At 39.7% G+C, this 12,817-nt stretch carries 10 protein-coding genes, 1 pseudogene and 2 riboswitches; of the genes and pseudogenes, 2 read left to right on the plus strand and 9 right to left on the minus strand.

Going from position 1 to position 12,817, the window contains the following annotated elements; translation table 11 throughout:
- Window positions 1-80: 80 nt before the first annotated feature.
- The 4 genes from HWQ39_RS25045 to HWQ39_RS25060 all read right to left on the minus strand — a co-directional run bounded on the left by HWQ39_RS25045 (window position 81) and on the right by HWQ39_RS25060 (window position 2,715).
- Window positions 81-677: a CPBP family intramembrane glutamic endopeptidase gene (locus HWQ39_RS25045; RefSeq protein WP_292851118.1), complete on the minus strand. Its 597-nt coding sequence runs from the start codon at window positions 675-677 to the stop codon at window positions 81-83.
- Window positions 678-718: 41 nt separating this feature from the next.
- Entirely contained in the window at window positions 719-1,774 is a 1,056-nt protein-coding gene (locus tag HWQ39_RS25050; protein WP_292851121.1) for a DUF3326 domain-containing protein, read from the minus strand.
- 117 nt (window positions 1,775-1,891) lie between these two features.
- Entirely contained in the window at window positions 1,892-2,071 is a 180-nt protein-coding gene (locus HWQ39_RS25055) for a hypothetical protein (RefSeq protein ID WP_292851124.1), read from the minus strand.
- Between the two features lie 323 nt (window positions 2,072-2,394).
- Complete coding sequence (locus HWQ39_RS25060) at window positions 2,395-2,715, minus strand: 2Fe-2S iron-sulfur cluster-binding protein (protein WP_292851127.1); 321 nt, start codon at window positions 2,713-2,715, stop codon at window positions 2,395-2,397.
- A gap of 203 nt (window positions 2,716-2,918) precedes the next feature.
- A riboswitch (cobalamin riboswitch) is annotated at window positions 2,919-2,979 on the plus strand.
- Between the two features lie 4 nt (window positions 2,980-2,983).
- On the opposite strand from HWQ39_RS25060, the pseudogene HWQ39_RS25065 reads away from it, so the two are divergent.
- Window positions 2,984-3,321: pseudogene (locus tag HWQ39_RS25065) on the plus strand (energy-coupling factor ABC transporter permease); the annotation flags it as partial.
- Between the two features lie 37 nt (window positions 3,322-3,358).
- Here HWQ39_RS25065 and HWQ39_RS25070 read toward each other — a convergent pair.
- The 5 genes from HWQ39_RS25070 to HWQ39_RS25090 all read right to left on the minus strand — a co-directional run bounded on the left by HWQ39_RS25070 (window position 3,359) and on the right by HWQ39_RS25090 (window position 9,787).
- The gene (locus tag HWQ39_RS25070) at window positions 3,359-4,369 is read right to left on the minus strand and encodes an ABC transporter ATP-binding protein (RefSeq protein ID WP_292851130.1); all 1,011 of its coding nucleotides are present in this window, start codon (window positions 4,367-4,369) and stop codon (window positions 3,359-3,361) included.
- Between the two features lie 72 nt (window positions 4,370-4,441).
- Window positions 4,442-5,524 (minus strand): iron ABC transporter permease, encoded by a 1,083-nt coding sequence (locus HWQ39_RS25075; protein WP_292851133.1) that lies wholly within the window; start codon window positions 5,522-5,524, stop codon window positions 4,442-4,444.
- 2 nt (window positions 5,525-5,526) lie between these two features.
- Window positions 5,527-6,744 (minus strand): ABC transporter substrate-binding protein, encoded by a 1,218-nt coding sequence (locus HWQ39_RS25080; RefSeq protein ID WP_292851136.1) that lies wholly within the window; start codon window positions 6,742-6,744, stop codon window positions 5,527-5,529.
- Window positions 6,745-6,836: 92 nt separating this feature from the next.
- A complete protein-coding gene (locus tag HWQ39_RS25085) occupies window positions 6,837-7,709 on the minus strand; it encodes a (2Fe-2S) ferredoxin domain-containing protein (RefSeq protein ID WP_292851138.1) in 873 nt (290 codons plus the stop codon).
- Between the two features lie 35 nt (window positions 7,710-7,744).
- Window positions 7,745-9,787 carry a TonB-dependent receptor gene (locus HWQ39_RS25090; RefSeq protein ID WP_292851437.1) on the minus strand — a complete coding sequence of 681 codons (2,043 nt, stop codon included), beginning with the start codon at window positions 9,785-9,787 and terminating at the stop codon, window positions 7,745-7,747.
- Between the two features lie 381 nt (window positions 9,788-10,168).
- Window positions 10,169-10,319: riboswitch (cobalamin riboswitch) on the minus strand.
- 1,014 nt (window positions 10,320-11,333) lie between these two features.
- On the opposite strand from HWQ39_RS25090, the gene HWQ39_RS25095 reads away from it, so the two are divergent.
- A complete protein-coding gene (locus HWQ39_RS25095) occupies window positions 11,334-12,776 on the plus strand; it encodes a cytochrome ubiquinol oxidase subunit I (protein WP_292851141.1) in 1,443 nt (480 codons plus the stop codon).
- The last annotated feature ends 41 nt before the right edge of the window (window positions 12,777-12,817 follow it).

Here is a 12,817-nt window from a genome sequence, read left to right on the forward strand (position 1 = left end):
TTTTCCTGTTATTTATCTTTCTTCACCTGTTCTTATTCCACTTTACCTAATTGATGACACGCCCTAGTACTGAAGAGGCTTTATTTTTTAATTGCCGACAATTGCCACATTTTCCAGAAATAGCTAGAAATCCAATTGGTAATAATATGAGCGACAATTGGTACTAATAAGTTGCCCGTGAGCAGGGCGCTATATGCCAATATGATGCCGACAATTGTTGCCCAAATCACATAAGGCCATTGTTGCGAGCCGCTAAAATGCAAGATGCCAAAGCAAAGACTCGATACAATTACGGCTGTAAAATCAGAGCCTAAAGCTGGCAGCATCACACCTCGAAATAATAATTCTTCGCTTAACCCCGGTAGTAACCCCAGCCAAATTAAATCTGGTAAAGCTAAAGGCTTCAGCACCACTTCTAGGTAATAATCTGCACTTTTACGATAGGCGCTCCATAGGCGATAAGTTAAGCCACTTAACGCAGTGATGACGAACCCTAGCCCTATGCCCAAGAGCAACTCTCTTTGGTTCAAGTCCCAAGAAAATAGGGAAAAGTTGCCAAAGTATAACGAGAGTTTGGCGACTATCAACAAAATGATTGCAGTCGCTCCCATCGCCCCAAGTATTTGGATGCGCGTCAGGTATGGAATTTCTGGCTCTTGCTTTTGTTGTTCAACCACGGGTTTTTAAGGGGAGGGGGCAGGGGGAGAATGACCAATGACTAATGACTAATTGACTGCAAAGGTAATAATTTAGGACGGAGAGCAGAAGGGTTGATGCCTGCTTTGTGTGCTACTAATACACCCACTGCTTCTAAATATGAGTTTACCTGTATAGATTTGATCCCCAACGGCTGGGGAGGAACTTTTATCAGAGTTTTATTTTCTTCGACTGTAATTATTTGGCATCGTCTTTGACTTAAACTCAGTAAGGCACTGCTACCACAGGCAGTTGCAGGTACGATCGCAGCATCTACTTCATCTACCCAAATATCTTCTTTCTTTGATGCAATCGCTGTTTTTTCTATTATAAATTGTGGGGCACGACTTAATCCTACAAGGACACAGGGCAAAAAGGTATAGCCCAATTCTTCGGCGGCGGAACGGGGAGATAAATCAGGTTCGGGAGGTGCGCTCAAAAGTGCGGGAGAATGGGCGCAAGGAATTTGAAAGGTTCGCACTAGCAAATGGCTAATTACGGCTTCTGCGCCCGCTAAAGGATCTACCCCTTCACCGTAGCGGTATTTTTGTACTGCCTCCTCATCCATATCATCGGGGAAACGGGCAACAACTGCGATCGCATCTGCCCCTGCTTTTTTGATTAATATTTCAGCTGCCCGTAACAAGCTATCTGGGTTGCCAATTGTTCCCCAACTCGCTCCCGATGCTGTAGTCCGTAATTCTACATTTAATGGTGCATCTGTAATTACATAGTCTGTTAAAGTCAATCCGAGAGTGGCTCTAACTGCATCGGCGGCTTGTATATGTCGTAGCCGTAACTCTGGCTCAAGAGCTTGGTCTAAAAGCAAGCCTACTCTGTTGCTACGGACTGGACGCAAACCCCAGCATCCAGATGCAAATTTGTCAAGTCCGTAACCTTCAACATAGAAAGCGTTAGGGAGATTCCAATATAAACTTGCGCCATTGAGGACATTGGGATGAGTTATGAGGCGATCGCAAACCTGTGCTAGAACTCTAGCAACAGGCAAAGCATCTCCTGCATAACCCCCAATGGCAGCCCCAACGCCAGTTGGTACAATTAAGATAGCTGTGTACATAATTGAGTGCTGAATTAGGAGTTGAGAGTTGGAAGTTGTAAAGTTGAGTATTGGTAATTGGGAGTTAGTTTTTAATGGCTTTTGATTTATAACTCAGCACTCAGCACTGACTACTCACTACTGGGCACTCTTTGTCACCACAGCTTCAACTGTCGCTTTTTGTTCGTCAACGTCCAAAGAAGTAACTGCCCAACGCAAGGGTTCGCCTTGTTTCTTCAACTCTGTTTCAATTGCTTCTAGTAATTCTGTGGGAGTTTCTTGTAAATCAATTTCTGCGGTAATAAAATGAGTCGTCATTTTGGGAAATCCTGTTGATTTGTAGTTACTACAATAGCTGATGTCAACCCCTTCGGGGAATTAAAAATTAAAAATTAAAAATTAAAAATTACAATCCCCATAAATAAATTTAGGGGCTTGAAACAAAGACGTAGTATTTCTTGCGCTGTGCGTCTAGAAATACATTTTTTTGCTTCTCCATAAATAAATTCAGGGGCTTGTATCATGAGTCGTTTTCGGTCAACTGCGATGAAATATTTATGTTATTTATCAGATTTTGTGATGTTAGTGAACAGTTACTCAGTGATGAATAATCATCCGATATACTGATAACTGTTCGTTGATTATTTCCCTTTGCCAAATTGTAACTGATAAACGATGTCTTCCTTTTCTGTCTCAAGTTTCAAATCAGAAAGGGGTTTGGCAACACAAAGCAATACGTAACCTTGCTTTTGTAAATCTGGACTTACGCCCATACCATCAGTTTGATCTACAGTTCCCTCAGATAGTTGACCGGCGCAAGTTGTGCAAACACCAGCATTGCAAGAACTGGGCAACTCCAAACCAGCAGCTTCGGCAACTGATAATATCGTTTCATCTTCGGGAACTTGCAAAGTATGAATTTTGCCTTGATGATTAATTTCTACGGTGTAAGTTTTGGACATATACAAAGGAAGTGCGATCCTACGGACAAATTTATTAGTTTATCTGAATTAATTAAAAATATCCAGATGTTACTAGAAAAATTTAGGTTAAAGAGTGATACTTCTAGCAACTAATTTTGAACATCTTACTATAAAAATTTAGTAGCGGTGATATAGTTACTCTAATCGGTTCTGATGGGGAGCAGCCATCGGACGCAAGGGGAAAGTCCGGTGTAAATCCGGCGCTGTCCCGCAACTGTAAACCAAAATTGGTGAGTCAGAAGGTTAGGTGCTGTTTGGCCCCCTTACTATGTCAATTTTGGGTAGCTTAGTATTGTTGTTTTAAGCTTTGTTACTGGCGCATGGCGGCTTGACGACGCTGGGGGCAAATGCTTTTTCGATGGCGATCGCAGGGCCATTTGTAGCTTACTGGATATATAGTCTAACAATCAAGTTGGGTGGTAAACAAAAAATCGCCATATTTCTAGCAGCTGCGATCGCAGATTTACTCACCTACATTATCACTTCTATCCAACTCGCCCTAACTTTTCCTGCACCTGTTGGTGGCTTTGTTGCTTCATTTATCAAATTCGCCGGAATTTTGCTATAACTCAAGTTCCTTTAGCAAATAGTTAGATAATTCAACAAATTAAGGAAAATGATTTTATAAAGAATTTAAAGATTTAATCATTTCATACAATGAATTATGAGTGTACACAGTCTTATTGTTTGTGATTTTCCACAAAAATTTAGAGTTTGATATTACTTCTACTGAGATTGGTAAGCTATTGTGACTTTGATTAACTTTGAAGCCTGCACGTTTTAAAGCACGAATAGTCCACACAGTTGCAATCCCCTCACCTATCAAATTAATTTCTCCTTTGTGGGATGTATGGAGATGAAATTCCCCAGAAGCAACATCGAACTCTACACCTTCACTCTCGAAAGTATCAGCAAATGCACCACTCAACACCAAATCTTCCGGTGCGCCAACGTGTAAAATTCCATTAGTTGATAATAGCCAAACTTTATCCGCAAGACGCAAAGCTAAATCTAAATCGTGGGTGGAAAGGAGAATCGCCTGATTAGTTTCTCGTGCTAACTGACGCAACAACTGCATAATTTCCACCCGTCGCGGTAAATCTAAAAATGCTGTTGGCTCATCAAGTAACATCACAATAGGCGACTGAGCCAAAGCACGCGCAATCATAATTTTTTGGCGTTCACCATCACTTAATTCACTAACTTGGCGTTGTGCTAAGTGTACTGCTCCTACAGCTTTTATTGCCCAATGTACTATTGCTTCATCTTCAGATGTCAAATTTCCCCACCAATCAGTGTAAGGATATCGTCCCAGAGTTACCAAGGTGTAGGCTGATAGCATTCCGACATCAACTTTCTCGGTGAGTACCAAACTCAGACGTTTGGCTAATTTTTGTGGTGCTAACTTGTAAATATTTTCTCCCAAGAGTCGCACTTCACCTGATATTGGGGATTGCATTCCGGCGAGCGAGCGCAGTAATGTAGATTTACCTGCACCATTGGGGCCGAGTAAACAAACCAGTTCCCCAGCTTGCAGAGATACAGAAATATCCGACGCAACACACCGAACAGTTTTTCGGGATGTCTTATAACCGATAGTCAAATTGTGAGTTGTTAAAATCGAGTTACTCATAAGAAACTTCACCTTAAAAAGACTCTGCGTACCTCTGCGCCTACCTCCGCGTACCTCTGCGTTTCAAAAATATTAAAAAGACTTTTGGGAATTACGCCGCAGAATAACCCAAGTCACAACAGGAGTTCCAATCAAAGCAGTAACAGCATTTAAAGGTAAAACCATCTGACTTACCGCAAGCTGAGAAAACAAATCTGCAATTAATGCTAAGATTGCACCCATCATTGTTACACTAGGAATTAATATCCGATGGTCGGAAGTATTGAACAGACTACGACAAAGATGAGGAATTGCTACACCTAAAAATGCAATAGGGCCGCAAAAAGCGGTAATTGCTCCAGCTAATATAGATGCACTCGTAATAATTGAAAATCTGGTTTTTTGCACCGTTAAACCTAGACTACGTGCATAAGATTCACCCAGTAAAAGTGCATTCAGAGATTTTGATTGCAACACTGCTCCCAATAAACTCAAAAATATCACTGGAATTAAAACAACTAACTGTTTCCAAGTCACCCCAGCAAAACTACCAAAAGTCCACATGATATAACTTTGAATGCGTTCTTTTGAGCTAAACTGCAACAAAATACTTACTATTGCACTAGTAGCATAACCAAACAATAAACCTAAAATTAATAGTGTCATCGTATCTTGTACTCGGCGAGAAACAACTAACATCATCCCTAAAACTGATGCTGCGCCGAGACTTGCTGCTATGACTAAACTAAAATCGCCGAAGTATCCCAAATCTGCTAATAATGTTGGTGTCGTAGCACTTGCTGTCAGCACAACTAACGCTACACCTAAACTTGCACCAGAGCTAATTCCCAATACAAAAGGCCCCGCTAAAGGATTTTTAAATAGGGTTTGCATTTGTAAGCCACTCACACCTAATGCTGCACCTGCTAAAGTTGCAGTTAAAGCTTTAGGTAGGCGAAATTTGAGAATAATATGAGTCCATGTTACTTTCTCTGGTTCTTGTCCGAGCAAAACTTTGACTACTTCATTAACAGGGATATCAACTGAACCTAAAGCTAAGTCTAATAAAAAAGCCAAGATTAAACTTATAAGTATAATTAAAAAAATAATGCTTTTGAAAACTGGATTTTTTTGGTTTAATCTGGGATTTTTAAATTTATATTTTTCGCTTAACATTATTAATTAAGTTTGTGGTAATAAAATAGGTTATAGTTAGGTAATATCTCTGGATGTAGTATTTTAATCAAGTCAGATAAAACTATATCTGGATTGCTAATTCCGCCTTCCCAGTAATCATTACCTCCGTTTTCATTGACACGGGCATTATTATTGTAAAGATTGCCTGTTTTCACAGCCTTAAAATCAGCATAGCGATTATCTTCTGCGACTAAATCCTTTAATTTCTTCCAAGATTGGCTAAAATTCAACCAGTAGTCAGCATTGGCTGCACGTTCCAAAACAACTTCAAAAGATAAAGGTAAACTACCAGAGGATTTATCATCACTCCAGAGATAATTTGCTCCTGCATCAGCTAGATATTTGGCTAAGTAACTTTTACCCCCAGGCATATACCAAGTACCTTTAAAATTGAATCCAACAAATATAGTTGGACGATTTTTTACAGCTTTAGCTTTTTCAGCTACTCGTTCATATTTATTGGCAATTTCACTAAATATTTTTTCTGCTTGCTCGTCTTTATTAAAAAACAGAGCAGTAAATTTTAACCATTCGCTTCTTCCCAGTGGCGTGTCTTCCATATATTCAGAATTTATCCCCACTTTCAAACCTGCCTCTGTGAGTTTGGCATAACTATCATTTTGGGAATTTCCAGTACCAAAAGTTGTTACCAAGTCAGGATTTAATTCTAGTACTTTCTCTATATCCACATTTGAATTATCACCTACTTGTGCTATCTTTCCGGCTTTGATTCTCTCGACTACATCAGGTGTATTTACTTGTTTACTATTACTAATACCAATTAGTTTATCAACTACACCTAATTTGGCTAGGTGGGGTAAATGAGTAGTAGATAGAGAAACTATGGAATTAATGGGAACTGTAATTAACTGTGCTTGATTAAATTCTTTTGGTGTGGGAGTTCCACATTGGACTAAAACATATTGAAACTTTGTATTGGCATTTTGCCAAGGATTTTTTATAGTGACGATTTTGTAGTGTTTATGATACTTTACTGCGAAGCCTGTTGCATGAGTAATCTTGATTTTATTAGGGAAATAATCAGTATTGGGGTCATATTTTTGAATACAGCTATTATTATTGGTATTTGCAGATGTGTTAATTGGTGTACTATGGCAAGCAATAATTAAAGTAGCAATTAAGAAGAATTGGCATAAAAAAAGAATTGATTTTGAGCGAGAATATTTTATCAATTTCATGGACTTTTAGAGAAACGTGGTTTTATCTCATGCAAAGAAGAATGATAAGAAAACAGCTTTATATTTTTGCGTGAAATTTTAAAAATGATAAATTACACAGACTCTGGTGGATAGCAATATTCAATAATTTTGTTACCTTTTAGCAAATGTTCATTGACAATAGTTTCCGCTACACTTGAGTTAACGCGAGTGTACCAAGTCCTATCATCAGAATAAAATACTACTGGGCCTTGTTGGCAAACTTCCAAACAGCCAGATGTTCTTACTTCCACATCTACACCTGCATTTTCAACTGCTGATTTTAAAGCATCAAATGTAGGTTGCCATTTGCGTGAAGGAAGACAGCGAGTAGAAGTACAAACTGAGATATAAGAATGTTTTAGGGGGTTTTTGGTAAATGGTATAGGTTGGTTTCCTAATACATAAATATCTCGTAGTTCCTCATAAAAAGCTAACTTTGATAAATTCGGCTTACCTTCTGGTAATAAATTCTCACCTTCTACATACGGATTTGGCAAGAAAATAGTCATGAGGTTTTCATCTGCACCATTCCAAAAATCTATTCCCCAACTTCTAGGGATACCTTCTGCATTAAACCGTCGATAAAATGCAGCACGATTTACTTGACGTTGTTGCCTTAATTCCAAAGGAGTCTTACAATGGGGGCCACCTAAATTAGCCTCAATACATAAATGCAAATGCCAGCCTTCTGTGACTACTGTGAGATATCCATCATAGAGGATACAAATTTTGGGTGGAGCATTAAATTCTAATTCTAATACACCTCCTTGGACAATATGCCCTACCCCTACCTGCTGCCAATTTTGCTGAAATAAAGTGTAAAGTAGCGACGACAAAACATCGGTACTAGAATCAAAATATTCATATTCAATAGACCCCTCAGTAGATAAAGGCTCAATCACAACCTTATTTACTGGAGTTACCCAACAATTAAATTCAGTCATTCAAAACTCCTCTGTGCGTGAAAAAACTCTTGACTTCAAAACGTAGAACTCAACCCAACTTGAAAAACCCTCCCTCCATCAGGATAACCAGGAAATAATTGGTATCTCTGGTTAAAAATATTATCCAGACTGCCTGTTAATATTAAGTTATCACTGAGAGAAACCCGCATTTTGAAATCAAAAGTAGTATAACCAGACAAAAATTCTGTATTAGTATTGTTTGTGGGATATGCACCCAAAGAATGCATCAGTATTCCAGCATATAAACCTTGACGAGTTTCATAAGAAAGTCCTGCATTCAAACTATCTGCACCAGCAAACCGTAGTTCTTTATCAACTTCGGCAGAATTTGTACTTTTCAAAATCCGTGGATCATTTGCTGTATAACTAACAAAAGTGTAGATATTCTTCGCTAGCTGCAAATTTAAAACTGCTTCGATTCCCGTAGTACGAACCTTACCAATATTTTCGTAAGTAGCTACCGGAACAGCAAAGTTATAGGCGATTAAATCTGATATTGTATTGTTGAAATATGTGAAGCGCAATAAACCAAAATTGCCTAACTTCTGGTCAATTCCGATATCATAACTATCGCCTTTCTCTGGACGGAGATTAGGATTACCAACGTAACTACCACCATTCGCATATAAGCTGAAAAGATTCGGCGCACGGAAATTCTTGATATAGTTAGCTCTCAGGGTGGTAGAGTCTGTAAGTGCAAATTTTGCTCCTACACTTGGTGATGTAAAAGAGCCATTTGTCAAGCTGCTAAAATCTTGACGTAAACCTAAGTTAGCAGTGAAACCAGGGGTAAAGTTAATTTCATATCTAGCAAATAGCGCCCCTTGACTAATACTATCGTCGTAAGTGACTGTTTTTGTATTAGCAGAAAAGTCGAATGTACTATTAGTAGCTGATACATTGCGATAATCAAAGCCATAAACTAAGGTTTGATTATGAGCAAATTTCCAACTGTGTTGTGTTTGCAATCCATAAGAAGTCTGCCCATTATCATATCGTGCTTGGGATGAATTGCGACTATCATAACGAGTGTTAAGGAAATCTGCGTAAACTCTTGCTGTTAGTAGTGAATCATCCCCACCTCCTAATTTTGAGTTCCAGGTTAAATCGGTGAGAACTTGGTCTGTGTATTTGCGATCGCTATTCGTCAATGAGTTAAAATAACCTTGACCAAATAATGGTTCAGGAATGGGGACTCCTCCTGGTACTCCTTGGTCTTTACCTAAATATAGGGTTGAAAGGGTTACGGTGTTGCGTTTCCCTAAATCCGCCGACAACTTGACATTAAAGTTATTGTAGAGAGTATCATTATTTTCCCTGGTTCCCTTGAAATTCGCTTCTGGGATAGAAAAAGGATAGTTATTTTGGGCTTCGGTACGGTTGTAACCTACAACCCAACCAATATCCCCTATTTTACCGCTACTGTTGATAGTCTGTTGATTTAGTCCATACGCGCCAACGGTGACTCCCGCTTGTGTCGTCACTTTTTCTGTGGGACGACGAGTGATAATGTTAATCACTCCCCCAATTGCATCGGAACCATAAAGCGTAGAACCACCACCTGGTAATACTTCGACTCTTTCAACGATATTGGTAGTAAATTCTGAAAGGTCAAAACCACCAGAACCCAAATCGTTAATTGGTCTACCATCAAGTAAAATCAAGACTTGTGCAGAGTTAGAACCCCGGATAAATTGACCGCTTAAGGCGTTTACTTCTGTGCCAACTGTACCATCAGGTAAGATACCTGGAAGGAATTTTAGCGCTTCTCTGACAGTTCTAGCACCCTGCGCTTCCATCTCTTCACCCGTAATCACATAAACCGGACGGGTGGAATCTTTTACTGTTCCTTCTCGGCGAAAGGGTGAGTAAACAGGTTCATTGAGTAGCTTGTCGATGACTGTTAGTTCAATATCAGGTTCTTCTGTGGACGCTGGGGTATTTTCAGGTGTCGTTTGTGCAACTGGTTGTAAGTATGAAGCAGAACTTTCATACTTGGGAAACTCAGATATCTGTTGAACTTGATTAGCAATGGCTACATTTCTTCCACATACCATTGTATAAATTGTGGTAAAAACGAAGATTTTTGAGAAAAATTCACAATAAGTAACTATACGGGAAGTGGACATGAAACTCCTCGTTTTCAGTAAATGCAAGTATTTATTTGTGCTATGAGTTTTTCAGATTTAGGTTTCAACTAGCTTGCTACAATGCATTGCCATACCTAAATCATGGTGGATACATATTTGGATAGCAAAAAAGACTTTGTGGTATTCCTTATGGATACCCAAATTTCTATAGAACAACCCAAAATTGACTGTTGTTACTAACAGCGAAGCGAATTAGTAAAACTTGCACAGGGTACTGTCTTAAAATAGTATCTGTACCCATGAAATTCTGTAATCAAATGTATCATCTGTGCCTCGCAGATAAATGTTTTGTGTCTAGAGTGAGTCGGCGGGCATTCTGACTAAGAGACACGTTCTATTCGTCTCATTACAGCTGCGGGACAGCGCCGGATTTACACCGAACTTTCCCCCTTGCGCCTGATGGCTGCTCACCATCAGAACCGACAGTTATGTGTCACACTACCATAGTTATTGTGTATATGTAAATTCAGTCGATAACAATTTTGATTCTCCATATTACTTACTGGATATGGAATTATACTTGTGTTACAGATAACACGCATAAAGTAAATCCCCTAACTGTTAGTAAAGGGGACTTTGGGGACATTGTAGATTTAATTTCGTCAGGTGTCTTACGTTCCTGACGTATTTTTGGAGAGGCAGTGCGTTGCGAGGGTTCCTTCCGTTGTAGCGACTGCCGTTTTTAAATGTAGCTTTTAGAGAAGATGATTATCGATTAACTTATTTTTTTCAGACATTAAGCTAATTAGAATCTTGATTAAACCTCCAATTATCCAGAAATTAATGAATATGCCTATTTCAACTCAATCAATAAAATTTACCAAATGTTCAATCTCTTCCGATTAAGCAATCATCTTTAACCCAGATTATCTAGAACCAATATAAATAAGTCTGTCTATTTTATAATGAGAATTTTACAAATGTCAAAAGACAGACTGTCATTCTTTTCTATGACATTTAGTCAAACTAAAAAATCTAGGAAAAAGTTAAAAAATATCCAGATAAATCTTTATTAAATACATTATTTGAAGAATATATTTGTTAACTTTAGCTAAGTGCAGGATATTTGCATCAATGGAGGAGAGGGGAAGGGAGGGCATTCGTGAAAATTTAAGATAAAGTGCCTTTTGTAAACTAGTCAAAATACTTAAAATAACCTTAGTAAGAATTTTGATAGATCCTTTGCTGGTTCTAAAATGAAATTGGACTTCATCGCTGACACGCCCTAGCTTATGCAAGACTTTAGACAAGAATTTGACTACTCCTAAATCTTGATTCTCTTTTGCACCAAAGTGCCTCCTCCCCCACCTCTGCTACGATTATCATTTTTATTTAAAAACTTTTGAGTATTTTAGCTGATTGACAAAATGTACTTTTTCTTAAACTCTCACAGATGGCTATGACCCAAAGATGCTGTGCAAGTCAAGATTTAAACGAATTCAGAGGTTAGTTCATGGATTTTCTATCGGATACCGTTGCCCTGTCGCGGATGCAGTTTGCACTGACGGCGATCTTTCACATGCTATGGCCTGTTCTCACCACTGGGATGGGGATTTATCTAGTCATCGTTGAAGGAATGTGGCTCAAAACACGCAATCCCGATTACTACCACCATGCTCGTTTCTGGGCAAAGCTATATGTGTTGAATTTCGGCATTGGTGTAGCATCCGGCTTACCGATGGAGTTTCAATTTGGCACGAACTGGGCGCCATTTTCTGAAGCGGTAGGCGACTTTTTTGGCAGCATTTTAGGCTTTGAGGCTTCGATGGCATTCATGCTAGAAGCCGGATTTTTGGGGATTATGCTGTTTGGCTGGGAACGAGTAAACTCAGTCATTCACTATTTCGCGACAATTATGGTTGCCTTTGGTGCAAACCTATCTACCTTCTGGATTTTAGCGGCAAATTCTTGGTTACAGACCCCAGCAGGTGGGGAAATAGTGAACGGAAAGTTTGTTGTCGATGATTACTTTCAGGCAATCTTAAATCCCTTCATGCTCAACAGCGTCTCGCACATGTTTTTGGCGACGCTGGAAACTTCTCTGTTTGTAATTGGAGGAATTAGCGCCTGGTATATTCTCAATAACCGTCATGAGGCTTTCTTTGGGCGATCGCTCAAAATTGTCTTGGCAATTGCGATCGCAGTCACCCCATTACAAATCTATGTCGGACACCTCAGCGCCGAGCAGGTAGCTGATTATCAGCCTACCAAACTTGCGGCGATGGAAGCCAAGTGGGAAACCTCTCCAGCAGGTCTTCCTGCGCCCTGGAGTGTGGTGGCATTACCCAATAATCAGACGGAACAAAATGACTGGGAAATCTCAATTCCCAACGGCTTAGGCTACATTTTAGAATTCAAACAGAACCTCTCTAAACCCGTTCTTGGATTGAAACATTGGCAGCCTGAAGATCGCCCCCGGATGGTGGGTTTGATTTATTATGCCTTCCGTATTATGAGCGGTATTGGCTTCTTCATGGCTGGATTGATAGGACTTAGTGTGATTCAGTGGTTACGGGGCAAACTCTCACCAGAAGCGATCGCCGAGCAAAAATGGCTACTGCGAATCTGGGTTTTGGCGGCTCCATTGGGCTATATCGCCGTCGAATCAGGCTGGATTGTGCGTTGTGTTGGGCGGCAACCTTGGGTAGTCTACGGGCAAATTCGCACAGCAGACGGAGTTTCTCACCTACCTGCTAGTGAGGTCTTAACATCTCTGCTAATTTTTGCTGGAATTTATACAGCCCTGTTTATTTGTGCTTTATTCTTTGGTAGTCGGATCATTCGTCAAGGCCCGAACCTAGAGCTTCCGATTCCAGGCATTGACATGCAAGCTGCCGCAGAAACTACTCCGGCTGAATTTGTTCCAGATCAACGTCCTATCGAAGCAGAGCAATGAAACCAATTCGCAATGGGCTAACGCCCCGCTCCGCTAACGCA

The sequence above is a fragment of the Nostoc sp. NMS8 genome, assembly GCF_017115045.1.
In the GTDB taxonomy this organism is placed as follows: Bacteria; Cyanobacteriota; Cyanobacteriia; order Cyanobacteriales; family Nostocaceae; genus Nostoc.

Bases quoted from the DNA above. Each gene is read 5' to 3' on its own strand.
- HWQ39_RS25050 (WP_292851121.1), bottom strand. From the start codon at position 1,774: ATGTACACAGCTATCTTAATTGTACCAACTGGCGTTGGGGCTGCCATT.
- HWQ39_RS25055 (WP_292851124.1), bottom strand. From the start codon at position 2,071: ATGACGACTCATTTTATTACCGCAGAAATTGATTTACAAGAAACTCCC.
- HWQ39_RS25060 (WP_292851127.1), bottom strand. From the start codon at position 2,715: ATGTCCAAAACTTACACCGTAGAAATTAATCATCAAGGCAAAATTCAT.
- HWQ39_RS25070 (WP_292851130.1), bottom strand. From the start codon at position 4,369: ATGAGTAACTCGATTTTAACAACTCACAATTTGACTATCGGTTATAAG.
- HWQ39_RS25075 (WP_292851133.1), bottom strand. From the start codon at position 5,524: ATGTTAAGCGAAAAATATAAATTTAAAAATCCCAGATTAAACCAAAAA.
- HWQ39_RS25080 (WP_292851136.1), bottom strand. From the start codon at position 6,744: ATGAAATTGATAAAATATTCTCGCTCAAAATCAATTCTTTTTTTATGC.
- HWQ39_RS25085 (WP_292851138.1), bottom strand. From the start codon at position 7,709: ATGACTGAATTTAATTGTTGGGTAACTCCAGTAAATAAGGTTGTGATT.
- HWQ39_RS25090 (WP_292851437.1), bottom strand. From the start codon at position 9,787: ATGGTATGTGGAAGAAATGTAGCCATTGCTAATCAAGTTCAACAGATA.
- HWQ39_RS25095 (WP_292851141.1), top strand. From the start codon at position 11,334: ATGGATTTTCTATCGGATACCGTTGCCCTGTCGCGGATGCAGTTTGCA.